Below are 24,392 nucleotides of genomic sequence, written 5' to 3' on the forward strand. Positions count from 1 at the left end.
GCTGTGTCGATGTATCTGATACGTGCATACCTGCCGGCGACCTTATCGGACGGGAGCCTGTTGATCGCGCGGCGCAGCGGACGATCAGCGGCGCAGGGCGCGGATGAAGCGCACGGCCTCGGACCGCAGCCTGTTCGGGATCCGCAGGATCTGCCGCCCGCTCGGCGTCGTGAGCTCGACCACGATCACCTCACCGTGCCGCAGGCCCCGGGACGCCGACACGTCCCGCCGGTCGATGGAGATGTCGAACCAGTCGCCCTCCCGGGGGAAGGGAGCCAGCACGAGCAGCCGCCGGGAGGTCAGCAGAATCCAGCGCGACATGCCGAGGCGGTGCCCGACGAAGCGCTCGGCCTTCGCGACGACCCGCCCGCCACCGGCGGGGTCGGTGATCCGGCCGCGGAGCACGACCTCGACCAACTCGCCCTCTTCCAGAGGGACCCGAGGTGGCCTGCGGACGGCCGGGACGAGGGACACCCCCCCAGTGTGCTCCGCGCGCGCCGTGCCGCGTCGCGCCGTGCCGCGCCGGGCCGGGCGGGGCCACGCCCGGGGCTACCCGGGTATGGCCGGACGGTGCCCGTACAGTCGCCTGGTGGCGGAACGTGGCAGTACCGGCGGTGATCCCGCGCCCGACCCGGAGGCCTCGGCGGCACGGCTGGCCGACCGCACCGGCGCCGGGCGGCACGATGTGGCGGTTGTGCTGGGATCGGGCTGGCGGCCCGCGGCGGACATCCTCGCCGAGGCCGGTGGCGCGGGAGAGGTCGTCGACGTCTCCTTCGCCGACCTCGGCGGTTTCCCACCCGCGGACGTCGCCGGGCACGAACCGACAGCCCGCTCCATCCGGCTCGGCAGCCGCCGGGTACTGGTCTACCTCGGCCGGGTGCACGCCTACTCCGGGCACAGCCTGGCCCAGGTGGTGCACAGCGTTCGCACCGCGCACGCCGCCGGCGCCGGCACGGTGATCCTCACGAACGCGGCCGGGGGGCTGCGTTCTGACATGTACGTCGGTCAGCCGGTGCTGGTGGCCGACCACCTCAATCTCACCGGCCGCTCCCCGCTGGTCGGGCCGCTGTTCACCGATCTGACCGACGCGTACTCGCCCCGGCTGCGCTCACTGGCACGCACCATCGAGCCGAGCCTCACCGAGGGCGTCTACGCGGCGCTGCCCGGCCNGCACTACGAGACACCGGCCGAGATCCGCATGTTGCGCGGCCTCGGCGCCGACCTCGTCGGCATGTCCACAGTGCACGAGACGATCGCCGCCCGCGCACTCGGCGTCGAGGTGCTGGGCCTGTCGCTGGTGTCGAACCTGGCCGCCGGGATGACCGCCGCGCCGCTGGACCACGCCGAGGTTCTCGCCGCGGGTACCGCGGCCGCCGGCCGGATGGGTGCCATCATCGCCAGGATCATCGAGGCCCTGTGAGGTTCCATGCCCGGTGACCTTCCGGCGGGGCTGGCGGGGCAGGTCGAGTCGTGGCTGCGGGCGGACCCCGACCCCGGGGACCGTGCCGAACTGTCCGCCCTGGTCGCCGCGGGAGACGTCCAGGGGATTCGGGAGCGGTTCGCCGGGCCGCTGACCTTCGGGACCGCGGGACTGCGCGGGCCGCTGCGGGCCGGGCCCGCCGGGATGAACACCGCCGTCGTGCGCCGGACCACCGCCGGCCTCGCCGGATGGCTGCGGGGCCGGTCCGGCGCACGCCCCGTGGTGGTGATCGGTCACGACGCGCGCCTGCGCGGCGACCAGTTCGCCCTCGACGCCGCCCGGGTCCTCGCCGCCGCGGGCGTGCGGGCGCTCCTGCTGCCGGCGCCGCTGCCGACCCCGGTGCTGGCCTTCGCCGTCCGCCAGCTCGGCGCGGACGCCGGAGTCATGATCACAGCCAGCCACAATCCCGCGTCCGACAACGGCTACAAGGTGTATCTCGGTGGTGACGGGCCGGGGGGTGGCGCGCAGCTGGTGGCGCCGGCGGACGTGCAGATCGAGCAGGCGGCCGCGGCGGTCGGCCCCGCGGCCGACATACCGCTCTCCGACGGCTGGGAGCGGCTCGACGGGTCGGTCGTCGCCGCCTATGTCGACGGCGCCGTCGCCGGCGCCGGCCGCCCGTCCCCACCCGGTGCGGCACCGCTGGTCGTCGCCTACACACCGCTGCACGGCGTGGGCGCGGAGGTGCTCGACACGGTGTTCACCCGGGCCGGTTACGCCCGCCCGGTGGCGGTGCCGAACCAGCGGGAACCCGACCCGGCCTTCCCCACGGTGCCGTTCCCGAACCCGGAGGAGCCCGGCGCGCTCGACGCCGTGCTCGCCCTGGGCCGCCGCATCGGTGCCGACCTGGTGCTGGCGAACGATCCGGACGCCGACCGCTGCGCCGCGGCGGTCGGCGAACAGGTGTTGACGGGGGACGAGATCGGGCTGCTGCTGGCCGACCAGGTGCTGCGTGAGCGCCCGGGACCGGTCGCGACCACCGTCGTCAGCGCCTCGGCCCTGCGGTCACTCGCCGGGTTGTACGGCGTTCCCTGCGCGGAGACCCTGACCGGCTTCAAGTGGATCATGCGGGCGGATCCGGGGCTGGTGTTCGGCTACGAGGAGGCACTGGGCTACGCCGTCGCCCCGGGCCTGGTCCGGGACAAGGACGGCATCACCGCGGCCCTGGCGCTGGCCCGGGCGGCCCAGCGGGCGAAGGACGCCGGCCGGACCCTGCTCGACGTCCTCGACGACCTGCAGGGCCGCCTGGGCGTGCACGCCACCGGCCAGGTCTCGGCCCGGTTCACCGACCTCGCCGGGATAGCCGCGGTGATGCGTCGCCTGCGCGCGACCCCGCCGGAGCGGGTGGGTGGCCGTCCCGTCAGCGCCCTGCGCGACCTGCTTGTCGGCGGGGGCGGGCTCCCGCCGAGCGACGTCCTGATCGTCGAGCTGGGTGACGCGGCCCGTTTCGTGGCCCGGCCGAGCGGGACGGAGCCGAAGCTCAAGATCTACCTGCAGGCGGTGGTCGGCCCCGCGGAGGTCGCGGCGGCGGGGCTGCCGGCGGCTCGCCGGCGCGCCCGGTCCGAGCTGGCCGCGCTGCGCGCCGACGTCACCGCGCTGCTGGATCTCCCGGCCGCCGCCGTGCCGCCGGGCGAGGTCGCGGGCGGTTCACCGCCGGGGCCGTGCTGACGCCGGCCCCGGCCCCGCCCCGGGCCCCAGCCCGGCTGTCGCCGTCGCTGTCGCCGCTGCCGCCGGGGTCAGGCCGGGATGCCGTCGAGGATGTCCCTGGTCGCGGAGAGACCGAGGCGGGTGGCCCCGGCCTCGATGAAGGCCAGCGCCTGCTGGGCCGTGCGGATGCCCCCGGCGGCCTTCACGCCCAGCCGGCCGCCGACCGCGGCGTGCATCGCCCGGACGGCGCGCAGCGAGGCCCCGCCGGCGGGGTGGAAGCCGGTCGAGGTCTTCACGAACTCGGCCCCGCCGCTCTCCGCGGCCCGGCAGGCGGCGGTGATGCTCTCGTCGGGCAGCAGCGCGGTCTCGAGGATCACCTTGAGGATCACATGTGGCGGCACCGACAGCCGCACCTCGGTGATCTCGGTTTCGATGGCGCGCCAGTTCTCGTCCATGGCGTTGGCGATGTCGATCACCATGTCGATCTCGGTGGCGCCGTCCGCCACCGCGCGGCGGGCCTCCTCCGCCTTGATCACCGTGAGGTGTGTGCCGTGGGGGAAACCGATCACCGAGGCCACCGTGAACGAGGGCTCGACGTCCCGGCCGGCCTGCCGGGCGCTCGCCGCGGCCAGGTAGACGTGGGTCGGCGCGACACAGACCGTACCGACCCCGAGCTTGGCGGCGTCGGCGCAGAGAGCGACGATCTCCTCGCCGGTGCTTTCGGGGCGCAACAAAGTGTGATCGATGATCTTCGCGAGTTCGCCTCGGCGGAGGGTCGCCGGAGTCTGCGCCGCGTCGGCACCAGGCGCGGGACGGCCCGGAACAGCGGGGTCCGTTGTCATCGTTGCATCATCGCTCATCGAGAGTCCGTATTCGCAAGCCTCCCGGGCAGGAGCCAGTCGTGCAGCTACAGGTCGTCGATCACCCGCTGGCAGCGGCGGCGCTCACCGTGCTGCGCGACGAGCGGACGGAGCGGCAGCGCTTCCGGGCCGCCCTGCACGACCTGGCGACGATGCTGGTCTACGAGGCGGCCCGCGAGCTGCCGACCATGCCGGTCTCGGTGACAACTCCGCTGACCACCACGACCGGGGTGGTCCTCGCGGCCGAGCCGGTGGTCGCGCCGGTGCTGCGGGCCGGGCTCGGCATGCTGCCCGCGGCGCTGGCCCTCATGCCGGACGCGCGCACCGCCTTCATCGGGCTCGCGCGGGACGAGGCCACATTCGAGCCCACGGCCTACCTGGAGTCGGTGCCGGCGGACCTGACCGGGCGGCCGGTCTTCCTGCTCGATCCGATGCTGGCGACCGGCGGCTCCGCACTGCACGCGCTGGGGCTGCTCGCCGCCCGGGGCGCCACGGGCGTCACCGTCGTCTCGGTCGTCGCCGCGCCCGAGGGCCTCGCCGCGCTCGAGCGCAGCGGGCTGGACCTCCGCGTCGTCGCCGGTGTCGTGGACCAGGGGCTGAACGACGTCGCGTACATCGTGCCCGGCCTCGGCGACGCCGGTGACCGCACTTTCGGGGCCGTCTGACCGGGGCGCGCGCGGTCGCGCATCACCTCGATCCCGGCACCGTCGGCACCCGTCACTCGTCGTCNGACGGCGGGAACACGGGCGGGAAGCCGTGCTGCTCCAGGCGGCGGTTGCGGAAGTAGCCGCTGGTGGCGAGACCCAGGCCGATGCCCGAAAGCAGCAGGAAGACGACGATGGTGATCCGCACGTTGGCCTGCCCGGGCAGCAGCGCGAACACCACGGCGAACGGGACCATGAGGAAGAACGGGCGCAGCGCCTGCCGCACCCGCCAGCCGGAGCCCGTCAGGTCGTGTGAGACCCAGTCGTTGTAGCGCGGTGGCAGCGTGCCGCCGAGGAGGTAGTGAATTCTGCCCCCGAGCGGGGGGCTCTCCCGCGGCGCGCCACCGACGGGTGCGGACGGCGCCGCGCCCGGCGGATCCGGGTCCGCCGCCGGCACGGCCTCCGCTGTTCCCGTGGGTTCCGCTGTTCCCGCGGGTTCCGCCGTGCCAGTGGGTTCCGCCGTGCCCGTGCGTTCCGTGGTCGTGCCGGGAGAGGGAACAACGTCCGCGGGGTCCGCGGCGGTTTCCGGATGCTGCCCCTGACCGTCCATGCGCTAGAGCCTACGGACGGCGCCGGCCGGCGGTGCGCCGCGCCGCCCGGAAAAAGCAGCGGCGGCGGCGACCCGCTCGGGACGCCGCCGCCGCGTGACCGCCGGCGCGGTCGGTCAGTCCTTGATCTCGCAGAGAACGGCGCCGCTGGTCACGACAGCCCCGACCGCCGCCGTGAGCCCGCCGACGGTCCCCGCCCGGTGAGCGTTGATCGGCTGCTCCATCTTCATCGCCTCGAGGACGACTATCAGGTCACCGGCCTCGACCGAGTCACCGTCGCTCACCGCGACCTTGACGATGGTGCCCTGCATCGGGCTGGTCAGCGCGTCGCCGGTGACCTTGGAGGCCGCCTTGCTGGCCGACCGACGCTTCGGAGCGGCCGCCGCGGACGAGGCCGCGCCGCCACCCGCGCCGAAGCCGGCGGGCAGGACGACCTCGAGGCGCTTGCCGCCGACCTCGACGACCACGGTCTCGCGCGGCTCGGTCTCCGTGTCCGCGTCGGTGCCGCCGCTGAACGGCGGGATCGTGTTGTCGAACTCGGTCTCGATCCAGCGGTTGTGCACCCGGAACGGCTCGGTCACGTCCTCCGGCGCGAACGCCGGGTCTCGGACCACCGCGCGGTGGAACGGAAGCGCGGTGGCCATGCCCTCGACGACCATCTCGTCCAGGGCCCGCCGGGCGCGCTCCAGGGCTTCCTGGCGGGTCGCGCCGGTGACGATGAGCTTGGCGAGCAGCGAGTCGAACGCTCCGCCGATGACGCTGCCGCTCTCGATCCCGGTGTCCAGGCGGACGCCGGGGCCGGCCGGCGCGACGAACGTCGTGACCGTGCCGGGGGCCGGGAGGAAGTTGCGGCCGGGGTCCTCACCGTTGATGCGGAACTCGATCGAGTGGCCGCGCGGGGTCGGGTCGACCGGGTCGAGTGCCTCTCCCTCGGCGATGCGGAACTGAGCCCGGACGAGGTCGACGCCGGAGGTCTCCTCCGTCACCGGGTGCTCGACCTGGAGCCGGGTGTTGACCTCCAGGAAGCTGATCATCCCGTCCTTGGCGACGAGGAACTCCACCGTGCCGGCGCCGACGTAGCCGGCCTCGCGGACGACGGCCTTCGACGCCTCGTAGAGCGCGGTGTTCTGGGCCTCGGTGAGGAACGGCGCGGGCGCTTCCTCGACGAGCTTCTGGTACCGGCGCTGCAGCGAGCAGTCACGGGTGCCGACGACGACGACGTTGCCGTGGGTGTCGGCGAGCACCTGTGTCTCGACGTGCCGCGGCTGGTCCAGATACCGCTCGACGAAGCACTCGCCCCGGCCGAACGCGGCGACGGCCTCGCGGACGGCGCTCTCGAACAGCTCGGGGAGCTCCTCGGCGCTCCAGGCGACCTTGAGCCCGCGGCCACCGCCACCGAAGGCGGCCTTGATCGCGACGGGCAGGCCGTGCTCGTTCGCGAACGCGACCACCTCGTCGACACCGGCGACCGGGTCGGCGGTGCCCGGGGCGAGCGGGGCGCCGACGGCGAGTGCGATGTGCCGGGCGGCGGTCTTGTCACCGAGCCGCCGGATGGCCTCCGGCGGCGGGCCGATCCAGGTCAGCCCGGCGGAGATCACCGCCTCGGCGAAATCGGCGTTCTCGGAGAGGAAACCGTAGCCGGGGTGAACCGCATCCGCGCCGGAGCTTTCGCAGGCCTGCAGAATCTTGTCGATTCTCAGGTAGGAGTCCCCGGGGGTCGTCCCGCCCAGCGCGTAGGCCTCGTCAGCGACCCTGACATGCATGGCGTCAATGTCGGGCTCCGCATATACCGCGACGCTTGAATAACCCGCGTCGCGGCAGGCCCGCGCCACCCGGACGGCAATTTCACCCCGGTTGGCGATGAGGATCTTACGCACGTTCCTCCCGTCTCGTCCGGCCTGAGTCTAGGCGAGTCGGGCCGCACCGTGTTCCTTCTTTGCCGGCAGGGGTGAGAACGACCTGGCCCGCCGCCGGCCGCAGCGCCCGTCGTGCTCGTGTCACCCGCCGAAGCGTATGCCGGCGGTGCGAGTCGACCGGGCCCACGCCCCGGGCCCGGCCGTGTGGCCGCCGCGCATGGCGAAGGCCGGATCGGCCCAGGTGGATCTGGTCCGGGGCGCCGGCGGTCCCGACGACGCCCGCGCGGTCAGGACCGCCACCAGCGCGGCGATTTCCTCCGGGGAGGCGTCGCCGCGGACCAGCCGCAGCTGCGGCCGGCCCGGAAGCTCTTCGGCTCTGTCGGCCACCGGCCGTCCTCCTCGGTCCCTCGTCCTGGTCGTCGTGTCCGGCCGGGTGGATGGCCTGCGGCCCGCTGGCCGGAAGCCGCCCTACAGCGGGATGTTGCCGTGCTTCTTCGGCGGCAGCGTCGCGCGCTTGGTCCGCAGCAGGCGCAGCGCGCGGATGACCTCGCGGCGGGTCACCGACGGCTGGATGACAGCGTCCAGGTAACCGCGCTCGGCGGCGATGTACGGGGTCGCGAAGTGATCGGTGTAGTCCTGGATCAGCTCGGCCCGGCGCTCGTCGGGAGCCTCCGAGCCGGCGAGTTCGCGGCGGTAGATGATGTTCACCGCGCCGCGGGCGCCCATGACCGCGATCTCGGCCGTCGGCCAGGCGAGGTTGATGTCGGCGCGCAGGTGCTTGGAACCCATGACGTCATAGGCGCCGCCGTAGGCCTTGCGGGTGATGACCGTGACCTTGGGGACGGTCGCCTCGGCGTAGGCGTAGATGAGCTTCGCGCCGCGGCGGATGATGCCGTTCCATTCCTGCGACGTGCCCGGAAGGAACCCGGGGACGTCCACGAAGGTCAGCACCGGAATGTTGAACGCGTCGCACGTCCGCACGAAGCGCGCGGCCTTCTCGCTGGCGTCGATGTCCAGCGTGCCGGCGAACTGCATCGGCTGGTTCGCCACGACGCCGACCGAACGGCCGTCAATCCGGCCGAAACCGACGATCATGTTCTGGGCGAACTGGGCGTGGACCTCGAGGAAGTCCTCTTCGTCCAGGATCCGCTCGATCACCTGGTGCATGTCGTAAGGGGTGTTCGCCGAGTCCGGGATGAAGGTGTCGAGCTCGGGGTCGACCTCGGCCTCGACGTCGGCCACCTCGGCGTACGTGGGCACCTCGTCCATGTTGTTCGAGGGCAGGTAGGACAGCAGGGCGCGGGCCAGCTCCAGGCAGTCGTTCTCGTCCGCGGCCTGGAAGTGCGCGACGCCGCTGCGGGAGTTGTGGGTGTGGGCGCCGCCCAGCTCCTCCATCCCGACGTCCTCGCCGGTGACCTCTTTGATCACGTCGGGGCCGGTGATGAACATGTGGCTGGTCTGGTCGACCATCAGCGTGAAGTCGGTGATCGCCGGGGAGTACACCGCCCCGCCCGCGCACGGGCCCATGATGAGCGAGAGCTGCGGCACGACCCCGGACGCCATGACGTTGCGGTAGAAGATCTCGCCGTACAGGCCGAGCGAGACGACGCCCTCCTGGATACGCGCGCCACCGGAGTCGTTGATGCCGACGACCGGCACCCCGGTCCGCAGGGCCAGGTCCATGATCTTGACGATCTTCTCGCCGAAGACCTCACCCAGGCTGCCGCCGAAGACCGTGAAGTCCTGGCTGAAGACACAGACCTGACGGCCGTCCACCGTCCCGTAGCCGGTGACGACGCCGTCGCCGTACGGCCGGTTGCTCTCCAGGCCGAAGTCGTGCGAGCGGTGCCGGGCGAACGCGTCGGTTTCGACGAACGAACCCGGGTCGAGGAAGGCCTCGATCCGCTCCCGCGCCGTCATCTTGCCCTTGGCGTGCTGCGCGTCCACCGCGCGCTGAGAACCGGCATGGACAGCCTCGTCGGTCACTGCCTGCAATCGTGCGAGCCGACCGGCGGTGCTGTGCGGTTCGGGTGTCGGTTCGTGCGCGGAAGCCGGGAGAGCCATAGTGCGAAGCGTACGGCGATCGGCGGTCCACGTGCTCGATTGATGTGGAGACCGTCTCACCCGGCCTCTGGGAGGGTAGTCCGGTGCCCGCTGCGTCTATTGATCCGCTCGGACGGCCAACGTCCCCGTCCGATCCCGTCGTCAACTCCTCCGCCGCAGGCCAGGGGCCTGATGAAGCGGCCGCGCCCGTCGCGGAGCCCCGCGGAGACGCCGCCCCGGCCGGAAAGGGACCCGGCGTGCCGACCGGGCTGCGGCAACCGCTGGACGCCGCGGCGCTCCGGCCGCTCGCCGCCCGCCTCGGCTGCCGACTGGCCGTGGTGGCCGAGATCGACTCGACGAACGCCGAGCTGGCCCGGATCGCGCGCGGAATCGGCGGCGTCACCGGGCTGGGCGCGCCAGCTCTCGCCGGCGGAGGCGACGCGCAGCCCCCGGGCGACGCGCAGCCCCCGGGCGACGTGGTCCTCGTCGCCGAGTGGCAGACCGCGGGCCGTGGGCGCCTCGACCGGTCGTGGGAGTCGCTGGCGGGTGCCGGGCTCATGGTCTCCCTGCTGGTGCGCCCCACGGTGACCGCCCGTTGGCTGGGCTGGCTGCCGCTCGTCGTCGGCACGTCCCTGGTCCGCACGCTGCGCTCGTACGCGGGCGTCGCCGCGATGCTCAAGTGGCCGAACGACGTCCAGGTGGCGGGCGCGAAGCTCGCCGGCATCCTCGTGGAGCTCGTGCCCGGGCCGGCGTCGCCGCCGGCGGCCGTCATCGGGTTCGGGCTGAACGTCACCGCCCTGGCGGACGAACTGCCGCCCCGTTCCACCAGCCTGCTTCTGCTGGAGGTCGACCCGGCCCGCCTGGACCGCCAGGAGCTGCTCGGTGCCCTCCTCACCGATCTGGTCGCCGCCGTCCGGCGCTGGGAGACGTCGCCGGAGCAGGCCCGGGGCGAGTACCGGGAGGTCTGCTCGACGCTGGGGCGCCCGGTGCGGGTCGAGCTGCCCGACGGGACATCGGTCCGCGGGATCGCCTCCGACGTGGACGAGTTCGGCCGGCTCGTGGTGGACGGCCGCGCGTTCAGCGCCGCCGACGTGATCCACCTTCGCTGATCGCCGCGCACGGGCCCGCTCCACACGGGCCCGCTCCACACGGGCCCGCTCCACACGGGCCTGCTGCGCACGGGTCTCCCCGCCCGGGTCCGCCGAGTACCGGGGCCGGTGCCGAGCGGCGCGATCGGTCAGGATGCTGACCGCTGCTGGGCCACGACTGTCCGGGATGCGACGATCTGGCCGTGGCGTTTCCGGACGACGTTCTGACCGACGACGAAGATGTGGTTCTCCACCTGCACCCGCACTGGGGCAGTCTCGTGCTACCCGCGATCTCCGTCGTCGTCGCGCTTGGTCTCACGACCCTCGGGGTGTTCTTCGTGCCCGACGGCTTCCTGCGGGAGGCGGTCCAGTACCTGGTGCTCGCTCTGGGCCTCGCCGCCATCGGGTACTTCGGCGTCGCGCCCTGGCTGCGCTGGATCACGACCCACTACGTGATCACCACCGAGCGCCTGATGATCCGCGAGGGCGTCGTGACCCGCACCGGCCGGGACATCCCGCTCGTCTGGCTGCGGGACGTCTCCTACGACCAGTCGCTGATCGACCGTCTGACGAACTCGGGCACCCTGTCGATCGACAGCGACGGCGAGCGGGGCCGGACCGTTCTCACCCACGTGCCGCGGGTGGAGGATGTGCACGCGACCCTGTACGAGGCGGCGGAGGCAGCCGACATCCGCCGCCGCTCCGGCGGCTGAGCCGGCCCCGACCCGGACTCCGCGGGATCAGAGCGGGTCGAACGCGCGCCACCAGGCGATCAGGCCGTTCGGGTCGGCGGACTCCGCGATGAAGCCGACCCGCTCGCGGTCGATCGTCCAGTAGATGGTGAAACCTCCCGGCTCGGCCTCGCAGACGAAGGTGCCGGTGCGCCGGGACGGGAGAAGGTATGCCTCGCTGCTGGTCTGCCCGGCCTCGCAGGACCCGACATCCACGGTCGCCGCCGAGCGCCGGGCCGCGTCCGCGGTCATCGCGCCGGCGTCGGCATAGCCGAGCACGACCACCTCCGTCGGCGGCCGGCCCCCCGCCGCCACCCCGGGGGCACAACGCAGGGCGGCGGTCACGCCGGACGCCCTGGCTTCGGTCGGCCCGCCCGGCCCGGCCGAGCCGGTCACGTCGTCGGTGGCGGCCTGGCAGTCAGTCAGCTCGAACGAGGACAGCCTCGCGGCGAGGTCGCGTTCGGCGTCGGTGCGCACCGGCGGTTCCGGTCCGGTCGCGGGCGCCGCGGAGGCGGTCGGCGACCCCGCGGGCCGCGGGGTTCCGGCGGGGTCGGTCTCCGCGGGGGGCGACTGCCCGTTGGTGGCCGCGAGTGCGATCATCACGCCCGCGCAGACGAGCGCGGCCAGCGCGAGCACACCGGCGACCAGGAGACGGCGCCNCCGGCCCGGTGCGTCACCGGCGGATGGGATCGAATCCACGCCACCACGCGATCAGACGTCCGGGGTCCTGGTCCGCCGCGGCGAAGGCGACCAGCGAGTCGTTGATGCTCCACAGGGTGACGAACTGGTCGGCGTACCGGTAGCAGAGCCGGGTTCCGCCGTTCGGTTCCTGCGGGGAACTCCACTGCTCGGAGCTCTCCTGGCCGTCGTCGCAGTTCCCGGAGTCGGTGTAGTAGGTCTCGCGCGCGCCGATCTGCCGGNCGAGGGCGGAGCGGTCGGGGAAGTGATAGGCGAGGACCTCGACACCCTCGGCGCCGATACACCGCAGGGTGGCGTCGGCGTAGCTGCTGTCGCTGCGCTGCGGCGCCTCGCAGCCTGTCATCGTCACCGGATTGAGCAGGGCACGCAGAGCATCCTCGGGATTCCCGGCCGGTGGCGCCGAAGGCTGTTCCGGGCTGGCGCCGTCGGTCGGCCCGAGCGGGGCGACGGCGTTCGCCGGTGCACTCGCGACCGGCGTCGTCGCGGCGTCGTCCGGCCCCCGCGTCGTCACGACGATGCCGATGATCGCGCCGATCACGACCACCGCCGCCACGCCGGCGATCACGGCGAGCGCGCCGGCCCGGCGCCGAGGCGGCTCGGATGTGCCGCCGGGGCCCGGGCGGTCCGGGCGGTCCGGGCCGGGGCGGGGCGGGAAGTCGGGGCCGCCCAGGCCGGCGAGAGGCCCCCCCGGTGAGGTGATCCTGGGCGGGATGGCCGGGAGCAGCCCGCCGCCCGAGGGGGAGTCCGCGTAGTTCGGCGTCGGCGTCGGCGCCGGCCAGGAGGGACCGTCGCTGATGCGCCCGGGCGGCGGCAGCGGCGGGCGGCGCACCGTGAACGACTCCTTGGGCGGAGGCGGCAGCGGATGGGGCCCGGTCAGGGGCGCCAGCAGAGGTTCACGGCCGTCGCGCGGCCCTCGCGGTCCACCGGGCTCCTGGCCGGCCGGGTTCGGGCCCGGTGGGGACAGCCGATAGGTGAGGTCCTCCGGCAGGTCCGCCGAGTCCATGGCGGGCGGTCCCGAGTGCGCGGGGGGCGCGGGCGGTCGCGACGGCGCTGGCTGCCCGAACTGCGGTGGCTGCCCGAACTGCGGTGGCTGCCCGAACTGCGGTGGCTGCCCGAACTGCGGTGGCTGCCCGAACTGGGTCGGCTGATCGAACTGGGTCGGCTGATCGAACTGTGCCGGCGGAGCCGGCCAGGCGGGGCCCTGCGGTTGCGGCGGCGGGAACCCGCCCTGCGGCGGTGGGAACCCGCCCGGCGGCGAGGGAGGCCATCCCGGGCCGGCCGGCGCGAGCCCGGGGGGCGGGGCGTGATCCGGGGGATGCAGCCCGGGAGGCTGGGGACCACCCTGCCGGGGCGGACCGGCGGCCGGATCCGCGTAGAGGCCCGGGAAGGCACCGGGCGCGGGCGGCCCGCCGGAGACCCCGGGGATCGAACCCGACATCCCAGGAAGGCCACCGGGCCTCAGCACTGTCGTGCTGTCCGCCTCGTCCTCGACGTTCGCGGCATCCGTGACGTTCTCCGCGTCCGCGGGAACGGGCGTCTCGCCCGGACCCGGTGAGCGGGGCGGCTCCTGGGCGGGCGACGCGCCGTGGCCGGGGTCTTGGCTGGGCACGATTCCTCCTGAGCGGGATCTGGCCGGACGTACCGAAGCCGGAACGAACAGAGGGGACTGGATGACGGCCATCCGGATGATGTGTGCGGCAACAGACTAGGCGCACATGTTCTGCCGGACTCCTCGGCATCTCAGCGATTCATCGCCCGTTGATCCCTCGTCGGGTCCGCTGCGGCGGACCCGACGTGTCCGGAGTGCCCGTGCCCGAGCGCTGCCCGCCCCCTGGCGCGAACGTGCCCGGACGCCGATCCGTCCTGCTCAGCTCTGCGGGATGGGGTCGAAGTCGGTCCACCATTCGTAGAGCGCGCTCGGGTTCTCGTCCAGGGCCATGAACGACAGCAGCTCGTCGTTATAGGTCCAGAAGATGAAGAAATTGTTCTCGTAGTAGTAGCAAAGGGCGGTGCCCTCGGTCTCGCCCTCGTGGAAGTTCCAGGTGAAGATGTCCGGGTCCCCGCTCTTGCAGTCGCCCTGGTCGGTGACGAGTGTCTCGCGGCCGTCGACGTCGTCGTTCATCGCCGAGGTTGACTTGTACTGGTAGGCGGCCACCAGCTGCCCGTTGTCCGCGGTGCAGAACAGCGCCGCGTCGATGTTGCTGTCCTCGGCACTCGAGTTCGGCTCACACTCGGTCATCGTCGTCGGGTCCAGCTTCGCGACCAGCGCGGACTGGGCCGAGGTGAAGGACTCGGTGGTCGGGGTCGCGCTCGGTGTCGGTGCGGCCGTCGTGGTCGTCGGTGACGGGCTGGTGGTCGTGCTCGTCGTGACCGAGGGCGTCAGCGTGGACGCCGTCACCGGCCGGTCCGGCTTGTCGTCGGAGCCCTTCGTGGCGATCAGCGCGACCGGAATGGCGATGGCGAGCGCGACGACCGCGGCCACCGCGATGATGATGATGTTGCGTCGGTTGCCGGAGCCGGAGCCGGGGCCGCCGGGACCACCGGGAGCACCCGGCCCGCCGGGATAGCCCGGCGGGTAGGCGTCGTATCCGCCCTGCTGGTAGCCGGCGTTGTACCCGCCCTGCTGGTAGCCACCGGTCTGCTGGTAGCCACCGGTCTGCGGGTAGCCGTCCTGGCCGTAGCCGGGCTGCTGATAGCCCTGCTGGTAGCCGGCGGTCTGGGGGTAACCCTGCTGGTTGTGGTCGGGATACCCGGCCTGCTGGTAACCGTCGGCCGGCGGGTAACCGTCGGGCTGTGGGTAGCCCGCCGTCTGCGGGTAGGCCGCGGTCTGCTGGTAGCCCGGCTGTCCGTAGCCTCCGCCCGCCGGGGGCTGGTGTCCGCCGGCCGGGGCCGGGCCCGGCTGCTGGTAACCACCGCCGGGAGGCGGATAAGCACCGGGTTGCGCCGCGCCACCGCCGTTGACGAGCTGGGTCTCGGCATCATCGCTGAAACCGTGACCACCGCTGTCGACCCGCCGAGTCTCGGCGTCCGGGTCGTGCGCACCCGGGTTCGGTGGCTGCATGACGTCCCTCCTGATGTGCCTGTGTCGCCCGCGTCAACGGCCGGTGTGACCGTGCCCGGTGGGGTGGGGCGGTGGAACCTGGACAACCCCGCGTGACGGCGCCGCGTGACTGGGGTCGAGGTACCGGGCGTCGAACTGCTGGGCATTCGCGGGCGCCCGGTCGTCCCTGCTGCCGAGAGCGGTAGGACGGTGCTGACGGAAGGCGCGAGGGAGCGACGCCGGGTGCCCGCCCAAGAGTAGGAGTTCGGTGCGGACTGGGCGGTTGCGGGTCGCATTCCGGACATGAGGATGCGGCCGGAGTTTCCGTGTAGTCACTCCGCGTAATCGCATCGCTCGATCGTCGCCGGGCCGCTCTTCTGCCGCCCCGCCGCTACCACTGGTGATGATCCAGGATCAGATGCCGCGTGCGTAGGGCAGGATCACGTCATCCACGACATGTTCGATGAACGGGCTGTCGACCTTGTCGCCGGTGATGAGTAGCCGTTGCAGGATCAGTGCTGTGCCGATTTCCACGAGCAGGGTCGGATCGGCGTTCGCGGCCACCTCGCCGCGGGCGATCCCGCGGTTGACGATGGACTCCGACGAGGACTGCCGCTGGCTCCACATGCGTTCCNGCACCGCGGCACGTAGTTCCGGATTGCGGGGCATCTCGGAGACCATTTCGGCCATGATCCGGCCCTCCGCGCTGCCGACCAGTTCGGCGAAGCCGGTGAGGAAGGCGACCATTTCGCTGCGCATCGAGTCGGCCTCGGGAACCTGCAGCGTCCGTTCGGTGAACTGGGTGAGGGCGTCCATCACCAGTGCGATCTTGGACGGCCAGCGCCGGTAGATGGTGGCCTTCCCGGCTTTGGCGCGGGTGGCGACCCGGTCCATCGTCACGCCGTCGTAGCCGTGCTCGGCCAGCAGCTCAAGAGCGGCCTCACGGATCGTGTGGTCCCTGCTCTCGTCGCGGGGGCGACCGCCTGGTCTGGGCGATGCGAGTGTCGGCCGCGTCACGGCGCACCCTCCTGGACCTCGAGCGGGCCGCGTCGTGAGCCCGGGTTCAGGTCACGTCTGGTGGAGAATTCGGCACGCTGTGCGTGGGCTGGTCACGAGAGCCTAGCGCAGCCGACGACCAGGAGAACTGATCGGTACCGGAACCATCCTGTTCCCTTGGGTCCCGTCGGGACCAGGGTGTGGGCTGGATGTTGTCCGGCTCCCCGGAGGTTTCGGGTAACCGGGGACCGGACGACACCGCCGGGTCAGGCCTGTCCGGCCGGCTCGGGAATCCGCTGGTCCTTGACCGGCACCGCCACCTTCGGGTGGTCCGGGTGCAGGAACACGTATTTCTTGTAGGTCCAGAAGCGGAAGACCGTGCCCAGCCCCGTGCCGAGAACGTTGCCGAACAGGTTGAACGCGACGACCCCTTCGAGGTGCAGCACGTACCGGGCGAAGCCCAGGCACGCGAGCGCGATGAGCAGGCCGATCGCGTTGAGGACCACGAACAGGGTGTACTCGCGGCGGACGCCGGTGCGGGCCCGGTGGTTGAACGACCAGTGCCGGTTGCCGATGTACGCGCAGGTCGCCGCGATCACCGTCGATACGGTCTTCGCGCTGAGCGGCCCCATCCCNAGAAGGGTGTGGCACAGGTTCGAGATTGCGAAGTCGATCGCGTAGCAGACCGCGCCGACGATCCCGAACTTGCCNACCTCATGGATGAGTACCTGAAGCGGTGACCGTTGCATGCGATGGCTCACCACAGGCGGCGCCGATCGACTTTGCGGACATCGATTTTGACCACCAGGAGAGACTACCGACGGCCTGCCGGGACCCGGCCGCCACCCCCGAATGCGCGGCCCACGGGTGCCGGTGGGGCTGCCATCCCGAATCGTCCGTTTACGGACCGGCGTCCGTTGCTTGTGGAAAGCCGAGCGTTGTGGGCTGGCGGCCCGTCGCGGCCCGGTCATGACGTCACCGTTGCGGAGTCCCGGCGAGAACGGTCCACCGGGCCGGTCGGACGGGTATCGAGCTGGGCGCGGACGCGGAAACAACCGGTCCGTGACAGCGCTGGGTGACGGCTCACCGCCTCAGTGTTCCCGGCTGACCCGCACCCGATACGTCGCGCCGCCCGGGTCCGCTCGCCGAATTGCCAAACGCGCTCAAAGCCCAGGTCACAGCCAGCCGCGTGCCCCGTTCCGGGCAGTGGGTTCGGCGGTGCCGGCGCCTACACCGGGCCGAGCCGGCGGACCCGGGTGGGCAGGCCGTCGGCGAGCGGCCGCGGCACGGACCAGTCCAGGGCGCTGACGCGCTCACTCCCCACCCGGCGCGCCAGCGCGGCCGGGTCGAGACGGTCGAGATGCCGGCACAGCACGACCGACGCGCCGCAAACCAGCGGTACCAGCACGGCCATCAGCAGCCCGGCGGTGCTGGCCGGCGCGCCCGCGGTGAGGACGCGGTCGTCCGGCCCCAGCGCGTCCCGGTGCGCGACACCGGCGGCGAGGCGCAGGAACTCCGCCTGCCCGGCGGGCGGGGGCGGCGGCAGGAAGCGGTCGCCGTGCGGGGGCACCTCGACCGCGTAGTCGAGCACGCCGGGAACGGCGGCCCGCATCCGGCCACCCAGGGGCCGCAGCGACAATCCGATGATCTCGTCGACACCGAGCGCGGTCGCGACGTCGATCCGGTCCTCGCCGACGAAGGCGACGCCGAGGTCGGCCGCCGCGGGCCCGCTCCGCTCCTCCAGGCCGGGCCCCTCCTGAGCGGATTCCTCCGGACCCGGCTCCTGCATGGCTATCCGGACGTCCATGCCCGCCGACCAGGCAGCCAGGAGGATCACGCAGCTCGTCCAGTGCGCGGGCAGGTCGAGGCCGACGGAGTCCCCGGGGGCCAGGCCGACGGTGTCGACGAGCAGGTTGGCGGTCTTGGCGACCCAGTTGTCCAACGTGGTGGTGGAGAACTCCACCCGTTCGCCGGTCGCGTCGTCGTAGAAGGTGATCATCGGCCGGCCCGGGTCGCGGGTGAGCCGGGCCGAGAGGGCCGCGGCGATCCCCGGGAACGGCGCGGCCGGCGTGTCCGGAGGCACGGCGACCGGGCGAAGAATCGAGGCTGCTGAGACGAACCGGACGTCCACCTGTTCCGGGCTCCAATTCGGTCGTCGTCGACAGGGGTGAGCCGGGCGGTGTCCGGCTTCCGGCGGTGCCGAGTTCTCGATGATCCGCCTTGGTGGGTAACGCTACCGACTCGGGCGTCCACATCCGCGAACGTCCGGGTCGCGGCCTGGTGCGTCGTACCGTTCGGGTCTGCCGGATCCGCCGCCGCTCACGGGGTGCAGGAGGTGTCGGCCGGCGGCGGAGACGCTGTGGCGGGTGAACTGCCCGCGGCTCCGGTCCCCGGGGGTGGGGTGCCCGCGGTCGAGGAGCCCATCGACGGAACCGAGGGGGGCGACGACCCGGCGGGGGCAGACAGCGTGGCGGGGGCAGACAGCGTGGCGGGGGCAGACAGCGTGGCGGGGTCGGGCGCCGCCGCCCCGCCGCCGGCGCGCATGGGCGCGAGCAGCGCCTCCAGGCCGGCCGGTTCGTGCAGCAGAACCATCCCGTGCGGCGGGATCGTGCCCTTGTCGTCCACGGCCCCGTCGGCGGCGAGTGGCACGTAGGTCGGGATCGTGACGAACCGCGGGCCCCCCGGGCCTAGATCACTGACTCGCCTGGCCAACCGCAGCATCTCGGTCCGGGTGAGGCTCCTGCTCGTCTCCAGCGTCCCGCCGACGGCGCCGAGCAGGCTGGAGATCTTCGCGGGATTGGTGAGCACGCCGGTGCTGGTGGCCTCGTGGAGCAGGCGGGAGAGGAACTGCTGCTGACGCAGGATGCGCAGCCGTTCCTCCCCGAGCGCCTTGCGGGTGCGTACGAACGCCAGCGCCTGGTCCCCGTCCAGCCGGTTGTCGCCGAGCTGGCCGCGCCAGCCTGACTCCGCGTCGCGCAGGTTGCGGGTGCTGCCGTCCGGCAGCGGCGCCACGCACACGGTGACGCCGCCCACGGCGTCGGTCATCGCGCGGAAACCGGCGAGGTTGATCGATACCGTGTGGTCGATCCGCAGGCCGGTGAACTGCTCCAGCGTGGAGATCAGGCCGGGNACCCCGGCCAGCGGGATCACATCAGCGATCTTGGACAGGCCGTCCCGGGCGGTCGCGGCCGAGGCGGGCACGACCGGCACCAGCGTGTCGCGGGGGAAGGAGACCAGCGTCGCGGTGCCGTCCGAGTCGAGGTGAGCGATGATCGTCGTGTCGGCCCGGGTGCCGCCGGGATCGCCGAACTCGCCGTTCGTCCCCTCCCTGCTGTCGTTGCCGAGCAGCAGGATGTTCAGGTCGCCGGGAACCTCCGCGGGCCGGTTGCCGGCGACCGGCTCCCAGTCCCTGCGGTCGACGGCGCGGTCGAACTGCCGGTAGGCGGCCCAGCCGACGGAGGTGACCGCGAGGACCGAAATCGAGATCATCGCCACCAGGGTGACGGACAGTCGGCGCAGCGGTGAGGGCCGCCGGCGGCCGGCGCGCGGGTCCAGCGCCGGCGGGAGCCGCCGGGCCGCGCCCGTGCGGCCAGCCCGGCCGTCCGCGCGCGAAACGTGCCGGCGGGTCGCCGCGGCCTGGTCCGCCCTGGTCGGCGGCTCCGGCCCGGGCGCGAAGGCGGAGAAATCATCCGTACGCCTCGCCATCACCACAATGTGACGCCCGGGGCGGCGGCCTGGTTGCCCGGGTCGGTTGATCGGACCGTGACATCCGGCACGTCGAGGACCCTGGCCCGCATCCGCGTCCCAGGGGCCACGCACCGCATCCGGCAGGCCCGTGGACGCCGGCCGCCTGGTCGCGTTCGGTAGTCGGTGCCGGGTGATCGCAGCCGGGTAGCCCGCGGCCGGCCAGTCAGCGGTGTCGGCGGTGGGCCACCGGCGGTGGGCCAGGCGGTGGGCCAGGCGGTGGTCTGCCAGCCGGCGGCGGGGCAGCGGCGGGGAGGGTCAGTAGGTGCAGGCGGTGGTCAGCTCCGTGGCGGTCACGGGCGCGGAGGGCCGGGTGCTGGCCGTCGGCTCCCCGGAGCCGGGTCCGGAGACGGCGCGGGCGCCCGCCGGGAGGGCGTCGGCGGAACGCACGTTCTGGAACGAGCTGCCGAGGACGAGCGCCACCCGGTCGACGAGGTTGCTGTCCGGTACCAGCCGGGCGTCCGGCACGACGGCGGCCACCGCGCGCGCCGCGGCCTCCTGCCCGGGCGCGTACCGGACCTCGGTGTGCGCGCGGGCGCCGGCCGGCCAGTCCCGCGGGGAACCGACCCGGAAGCCGAGCTTCGACAGGTCACCGCTGACCGTTCCGGCCAGGCCGCCGATCCGCGCGGCGTTGAAGACGTCGACGGTCACCTCCCGCGGTGGCAGCGTCGTGGGCTTCGTCGGCGCGGGACCGGTGGGCACCCGCCCGCGCAGCGGTGCGAGGAACGCGTCGAGCTGCGCGGGGTCGTACAGCTGCACCGAGCCGAACCGCGGCAGCTCGCCGACGGCGTTCCCGCCCTCGGCCGGGCTCGGGGCGTGCACGGGGATCGTGACGAACCTGATCTGGTCGGAGCTCATCGAGCCCAGCCGCTTCGCGAGGAGGCGGATGTCGTCGATGTCCGTGCTGTCGTCGATGGTGAGGGATCTCGTCGTCGCGCTGATCAGATTCTCCAGCCGCGCGGGATTCGTCAGCACGCCTTCGCTGGTGGCCTTTCGGAACACCGCGCCGATGAACTGCTGCTGGCGCCGGATGCGGTCGAAGTCGTTGTCGGGCAGCCCGTGGCGTTGCCGGACGAAGGCGAGGGCCTGATCGCCGTCGAGGTGGTTCTCGCCGACCTTCCCGCGCCACTGCGACCATTCGTCCCGCAGGTTGGTCCGGGAGCCGTCCGGCAGGGCCTTCACACAGACGGTCACCCCACCGATGGCGTCGGTCATCTCGCGGAAGCCGGCGAGATCAACCGATACGTAGTGGTCCNCCCGGATGTCGGTGAGGTTCTCGATGGTCCGGATGAGCAGCGACGGCCCGCCGATGGAGATCGCCTGGGTCAGCTTGTCCCGCCCGTGACCCGGTATGTGGACGAGTGTGTCGCGCGGGAAGGAGACCAGGGTGGTCGTCCCGTTCGCGTCGAGATGGGCGAGGATCGTGGTGTCGGAACGCTGGCCGGCGACCTCGCCGTCGCGCTGGAACTCGTTGCCCGTGCCGGCGCGGCTGTCCGAGCCGACGAGGAGGAAGTTGGTCGTCCCCTCGACCGGATTTGCGGGGCGGTCACCGTCCAGGCTGAGCCGCAGCCGGTTGATCTGCCGGTCGAAGTGCTCGTAGAGCGCGAATCCGCCGACCGCGAAGCCGAAGATCAGGCAGGACAGGAGGGCGCAGAGCCCGGTGGCGATCCGCGCGGCTACCGGCCGGCGCCCGGGGCAGCCCGGAGCGCTCCTCTCGGGCCGCGGGCCAGAGCCGGATCGCGGGCCAGAGCCGGATCGCGGGCCAGGGCCGGATCGCGGGTCAGGGCCGGATCGCGGATCGTGACCAGGCTCCTGCTCGGCCGCGGCGCGCGGTACAGCGCCGGTCACCGCGCCCCCCTCCGTGGTACGCCGGGTAACTCGGAGTGGTCGTTGGATGTCCGGCCCCTCCGCGGTCCGGTCGTTCCGCGACCGGCCTTCGGCTACTCAACGTACCCGGACTGTGACGGCACATGCGTCCGAGGGGCCGAGTCCTCGCGATGTCGTCGGATCACGGAGAGTGGGAGGACGACGGCCCACAGCAGGGCGGTCAGCGTGACCGTGGCAACGGTGATCCCGCAGGGCAGCGGCGCCCAGCGGGCGACCGCGGAGACGACATCCGGAACGCGGGCGGGGGTGAGATCGACACCTCGCGGCAGCCAGTAGTAGCTGCACACCGCGATCAGGGCGAGTACCTGCATGACGAGGGCACCGGTCAGCACGACCGCCGGCGCCCACCCGGCCCGCCGGCCGAGCGCCCGCCCGAGCCCGGCGGCGAGGACCACCGCCAGCCCCACCAGGCCCAGGTACAGGTACCGGCCCTGAACGGCGATGCCCCGGGTGTACCGCTCGTACTCGGCCCAGCTGCGCTGGCCGACCATCAGGTACGCGAAGGCCACGGGGGCGAGCAGCACCAGCGGAGCGGCCGCGCGGGTGGCCCACCCCGGGCCGGCTGCCGGTGCTCCGCGGCGCGCGGCCGTGACCACCGCCGTCACCCCCAGCCCGATCACGGCCACCGTCGCCGCGACGATCGCCACCGGGGAGAGCTGTGGCGGCTCGAACATGCCGAGGCCGCCCCAGAACCTGCTGATCATCGTCCGGAAGAAGTACCAGAACCAGGTGAAGAAGGAGTCGGGGAGCAGCAGTGGCTCCCGGCGCGGCGGATTCGCGGCCCACCCGTTCGGCTGGACGGCGTCGTAGAGCAGGTAGTTGCGGACCCACCACCAGCCGCCGATCGCCAGCCCCAGGCCGACGGCGATCGCCGCGGGCAGCACCGGCAGCCGGGGCCGCCCGTCGCCCCGTGCCGGGCCGCCCGCGCTGTCTCCCGCCGTCTGTCCCGTGGTCCGTTCCGTGGTCTGTTCCGGGGGCTGGGCTGCCTCCCGTTCCGGGTCTCGCCGGGCGTACCGCCAGCCGACTAGGTAGGCGGCGATGATCGTGAACGGGAGTGCGAACGCGAACGCCTTGGACAGCATCGCGACGCCGAACCAGAGGCCGGCCCACGCGGCGGTGCGCCGGCGCAGATCGCCGCGCAGGACGCCGGCCAGCACCACGGCGAGCGCGCCGGTCGCGAGAATCAGAATGCCGTCGTTGTTGAACGTCGCACCCACCCGGGTGAACCCGGGCACCGCCAGCGGCAGGGCCGCGGCCGCGGTGGCCAGCGGCCCGGGTAGCCCGAACCGGCGCGCCGCCGCCCAGGCGAGCAACGGCAGCGGCGCGACGATGAGGATGTTCAGCAGCCGCAGGGCCAGCACCTGCTGGTCGTAGGTCCAGCCCTCGGCGCCGGGCAGGACCTCCAGCAGCCCGGCGCCGACGGCGTAGACCAGTGGCGGATGCTGGATCATCTGGTTCGACAGCCGGCCGTCGTCGACGGGGGTCGCGCCCCCCAGCTCGTCGAAGGAGAGCCGGCTGCCGCGCGGCGTGGGGTCGATCTCGGCGAACGACGGTGAGCCGCGGCGTTTGCCGCCCGACTGGAACATGTCCTGGAAGCGGCCGCGGTCGAAGTCGTCCGAGGTCGCCGCGACCCCGGTGGCGATCATCTTCTCGCCGGGCGCGGGCCAGCCGGCCCCGTGCTGCAGGCCGTAGACCATGTCGACGTGCTGGGCCTCGTCGTAGCCCGTCCAGGTGGTGTAGACGAACGAGTAGGTCACCAGAAGTGCCACATGCAGCGCTGTGATGAGCAGAACCAGGGCCGGGATCTCCGGGCGCCGCGGCCCGCGTGGGCGCTCGGCGCGCGGCCGGCTCTCCCGGGACGGGGTCGCCGGTGGCTGGCCGGCGGGCGGGCTGGCACCGCCCTGCCCGGGCTCGCGCGAGCCGGTCGGCTCCGGCGTGGGTGACCCGGACTTTTCCGGCATGGGAGTCTCGAGCGTCATCAGGGGCCAGGTTAGCCGCACCCGCCGCGCCCCGGTCGGTACCGCCACGGCCGGGCCGTTGTGACGGCGGTGTTACTGCCGGGGTGTCACCGGCTGGCCGGAAACGTCTGCAAGACTCGCGGGGTGCGCATCCTCGTCACTGGTGCCGGTGGACAGCTCGGCAGCGACCTGTGTCGTCTCCTGGACGCAGAGTCGCGTGCCGCCAGCCCGCGTGTGCTCGCCTGGGCCGGCCTCACCCGCTCCGAACTCGACCTCGCCGACGCGGCCCGGGTGCGAGCGGTCATCAGGGATCAGACCCGCCCCGCCAACGTCCAGGGTGGCCTCGTCGTCATCAACACCGCGGCCTGGACGGATGTCGACGGTGCCGAGGCGGACGAGGCCGGTGCCTACGCGGTGAACGCGGCCGGCCCGGCCCACCTGGCGGCGGCCTGTGCCCAGGCCGGAGCCACGCTGGTGCACATCTCCACCGACTACGTCTTCGACGGCACGGCCACCAAGCCATACGAGACGAACGACCCGCCGGCGCCGGTCGGAGCCTACGGGCGGACGAAGCTCGCCGGGGAGGAGGCCGTGCTGGCGCTCTGCCCGGGCTCGTACGTCGTGCGCACCGCCTGGGTCTACGGGCGGACGGGCGGCAACTTCGTGAAGACGATCGCGCGGCTGGCCCGTGAGCGTGACCGGCTCACCGTCGTCGCCGACCAGCACGGCAGCCCGACCTGGTCGGCCGATCTCGCCGCCGGCCTGCTCGACCTGGTCACCGAGCGCCNCGCGCCGGGGGTCTACCACTGCACCGGCAGTGGTGAGACGACCTGGTTCGGCTTCGCGCGCTCGATCGTGGCGGCCCTCGGCCAGGACCCGGCCAAGGTGGTGCCGATCACCACGGCCGAGTTCCCGCGCCCGGCCCGGCGGCCGGCCTACTCGGTCCTCTCCCAGCGGTCGTGGCTGGACGCGGGCCTCCGCCCGCTGCGCCCGTGGGACGAGGCGTTCACCGCCGCGTTCGCGGACTTCGGCGCCGAGCTGTCCGGCTGACGGCGCCGGCCCGCGCGGGGCGATCGGGGGAGATCAGGAGCGCGGCCGGCGAGTAGTTTGATGC

General features: G+C 73.0%; 18 protein-coding genes and 7 pseudogenes. 8 read left to right on the top strand and 17 right to left on the bottom strand.

Annotated features, from left to right (window positions below; genetic code table 11):
* Positions 1-84: 84 nt before the first annotated feature.
* Complete coding sequence (locus tag UG55_RS15885) at positions 85-474, bottom strand: hypothetical protein (protein ID WP_066069249.1); 390 nt, start codon at positions 472-474, stop codon at positions 85-87.
* A gap of 85 nt (positions 475-559) precedes the next feature.
* Between UG55_RS15885 and UG55_RS15890 the strand changes: the two genes are divergently transcribed.
* From UG55_RS15890 to UG55_RS15895, 3 genes and pseudogenes are all read left to right on the top strand, one after another.
* Positions 560-1,169 (top strand): purine-nucleoside phosphorylase (locus UG55_RS15890; protein WP_242424581.1); only part of this gene is annotated, 610 nt, incomplete at its 3' end.
* Between the two features lies 1 nt (position 1,170).
* Positions 1,171-1,420: pseudogene (locus tag UG55_RS37780) on the top strand (purine-nucleoside phosphorylase); the annotation flags it as partial.
* A gap of 6 nt (positions 1,421-1,426) precedes the next feature.
* Positions 1,427-3,145, top strand: a complete 1,719-nt coding sequence (locus tag UG55_RS15895; protein WP_066069253.1) for a phospho-sugar mutase — start codon at positions 1,427-1,429, stop codon at positions 3,143-3,145.
* 68 nt (positions 3,146-3,213) lie between these two features.
* Here the strand turns inward: UG55_RS15895 and deoC are convergent, their stop codons facing one another.
* The gene (deoC, locus tag UG55_RS15900) at positions 3,214-3,966 is read right to left on the bottom strand and encodes a deoxyribose-phosphate aldolase (RefSeq protein WP_066069255.1); all 753 of its coding nucleotides are present in this window, start codon (positions 3,964-3,966) and stop codon (positions 3,214-3,216) included.
* Between the two features lie 59 nt (positions 3,967-4,025).
* Here deoC and upp point away from each other — a divergent pair, with 59 nt between their 5' ends.
* On the top strand, positions 4,026-4,649 hold the full coding sequence (upp, locus tag UG55_RS15905; protein ID WP_066069258.1) for a uracil phosphoribosyltransferase: 624 nt from the start codon (positions 4,026-4,028) through the stop codon (positions 4,647-4,649).
* Between the two features lie 65 nt (positions 4,650-4,714).
* Here the strand turns inward: upp and UG55_RS15910 are convergent.
* The 4 genes and pseudogenes from UG55_RS15910 to UG55_RS15925 form a co-directional block, all read right to left on the bottom strand.
* Positions 4,715-5,238, bottom strand: a pseudogene (locus UG55_RS15910) (DUF5313 family protein); the annotation flags it as partial.
* A 114-nt stretch (positions 5,239-5,352) separates the two neighbouring features.
* Complete coding sequence (locus UG55_RS15915; protein ID WP_066069265.1) at positions 5,353-7,113, bottom strand: biotin carboxylase N-terminal domain-containing protein; 1,761 nt, start codon at positions 7,111-7,113, stop codon at positions 5,353-5,355.
* A gap of 120 nt (positions 7,114-7,233) precedes the next feature.
* Positions 7,234-7,479: an acyl-CoA carboxylase subunit epsilon gene (locus UG55_RS15920; RefSeq protein ID WP_066069267.1), complete on the bottom strand. Its 246-nt coding sequence runs from the start codon at positions 7,477-7,479 to the stop codon at positions 7,234-7,236.
* A gap of 81 nt (positions 7,480-7,560) precedes the next feature.
* Entirely contained in the window at positions 7,561-9,156 is a 1,596-nt protein-coding gene (locus UG55_RS15925; protein ID WP_066069270.1) for an acyl-CoA carboxylase subunit beta, read from the bottom strand.
* 236 nt (positions 9,157-9,392) lie between these two features.
* Between UG55_RS15925 and UG55_RS15930 the strand changes: the two genes are divergently transcribed.
* Positions 9,393-10,244 carry a biotin--[acetyl-CoA-carboxylase] ligase gene (locus tag UG55_RS15930; RefSeq protein WP_128423018.1) on the top strand — a complete coding sequence of 284 codons (852 nt, stop codon included), beginning with the start codon at positions 9,393-9,395 and terminating at the stop codon, positions 10,242-10,244.
* Between the two features lie 182 nt (positions 10,245-10,426).
* Complete coding sequence (locus tag UG55_RS15935; RefSeq protein ID WP_066069273.1) at positions 10,427-10,936, top strand: PH domain-containing protein; 510 nt, start codon at positions 10,427-10,429, stop codon at positions 10,934-10,936.
* A gap of 2,584 nt (positions 10,937-13,520) precedes the next feature.
* Here UG55_RS15935 and UG55_RS15950 read toward each other — a convergent pair.
* From UG55_RS15950 to UG55_RS15980, 11 genes and pseudogenes are all read right to left on the bottom strand, one after another.
* A complete protein-coding gene (locus UG55_RS15950; protein ID WP_066069278.1) occupies positions 13,521-14,714 on the bottom strand; it encodes a hypothetical protein in 1,194 nt (397 codons plus the stop codon).
* Positions 14,715-15,107: 393 nt separating this feature from the next.
* A partial coding sequence (locus tag UG55_RS37785) for a TetR-like C-terminal domain-containing protein (RefSeq protein ID WP_242424585.1) occupies positions 15,108-15,327 on the bottom strand: 220 nt, incomplete at its 5' end.
* A gap of 1 nt (position 15,328) precedes the next feature.
* A pseudogene (locus UG55_RS37790) lies at positions 15,329-15,710 on the bottom strand (TetR/AcrR family transcriptional regulator); the annotation flags it as partial.
* Positions 15,711-15,955: 245 nt separating this feature from the next.
* Positions 15,956-16,324, bottom strand: a 369-nt coding sequence (locus tag UG55_RS15960) for a GtrA family protein (RefSeq protein ID WP_242424587.1), incomplete at its 5' end; no start/stop codon positions are given.
* 1 nt (position 16,325) lies between these two features.
* Positions 16,326-16,399, bottom strand: a pseudogene (locus tag UG55_RS37795) (GtrA family protein); the annotation flags it as partial.
* Positions 16,400-16,917: 518 nt separating this feature from the next.
* A complete protein-coding gene (locus tag UG55_RS15965) occupies positions 16,918-17,820 on the bottom strand; it encodes a TIGR03089 family protein (RefSeq protein ID WP_066069288.1) in 903 nt (300 codons plus the stop codon).
* Positions 17,821-18,008: 188 nt separating this feature from the next.
* Positions 18,009-18,818 (bottom strand): LCP family protein (locus UG55_RS37800; protein WP_242424588.1); only part of this gene is annotated, 810 nt, incomplete at its 5' end.
* Position 18,819: 1 nt separating this feature from the next.
* A pseudogene (locus tag UG55_RS46275) lies at positions 18,820-19,394 on the bottom strand (LytR family transcriptional regulator); the annotation flags it as partial.
* 297 nt (positions 19,395-19,691) lie between these two features.
* A partial coding sequence (locus UG55_RS15975) for an LCP family protein (protein WP_242424590.1) occupies positions 19,692-20,688 on the bottom strand: 997 nt, incomplete at its 5' end.
* Position 20,689: 1 nt separating this feature from the next.
* Positions 20,690-21,281 (bottom strand): annotated as a pseudogene (locus UG55_RS37810) (LCP family protein); the annotation flags it as partial.
* 92 nt (positions 21,282-21,373) lie between these two features.
* The gene (locus tag UG55_RS15980) at positions 21,374-23,299 is read right to left on the bottom strand and encodes a glycosyltransferase family 39 protein (protein ID WP_242424591.1); all 1,926 of its coding nucleotides are present in this window, start codon (positions 23,297-23,299) and stop codon (positions 21,374-21,376) included.
* A gap of 123 nt (positions 23,300-23,422) precedes the next feature.
* On the opposite strand from UG55_RS15980, the gene rfbD reads away from it, so the two are divergent.
* Positions 23,423-24,065 (top strand): dTDP-4-dehydrorhamnose reductase (gene rfbD, locus UG55_RS15985; RefSeq protein WP_242424592.1); only part of this gene is annotated, 643 nt, incomplete at its 3' end.
* 1 nt (position 24,066) lies between these two features.
* A pseudogene (locus UG55_RS37815) lies at positions 24,067-24,328 on the top strand (sugar nucleotide-binding protein); the annotation flags it as partial.
* Between the last annotated feature and the right edge of the window lie 64 nt (positions 24,329-24,392).

Origin of the sequence: Frankia sp. EI5c (genome assembly GCF_001636565.1) — a bacterium.
Lineage (GTDB): Bacteria > Actinomycetota > Actinomycetes > Frankiales > Frankiaceae > Parafrankia.

Coding starts and splice junctions, on each gene's coding strand:
- UG55_RS15895 (WP_066069253.1), top strand. CDS start 1,427: ATGCCCGGTGACCTTCCGGCGGGGCTGGCGGGGCAGGTCGAGTCGTGG.
- deoC (WP_066069255.1), bottom strand. CDS start 3,966: ATGACAACGGACCCCGCTGTTCCGGGCCGTCCCGCGCCTGGTGCCGAC.
- UG55_RS15925 (WP_066069270.1), bottom strand. CDS start 9,156: ATGGCTCTCCCGGCTTCCGCGCACGAACCGACACCCGAACCGCACAGC.
- UG55_RS15950 (WP_066069278.1), bottom strand. CDS start 14,714: ATGCAGCCACCGAACCCGGGTGCGCACGACCCGGACGCCGAGACTCGG.
- UG55_RS15980 (WP_242424591.1), bottom strand. CDS start 23,299: ATGACGCTCGAGACTCCCATGCCGGAAAAGTCCGGGTCACCCACGCCG.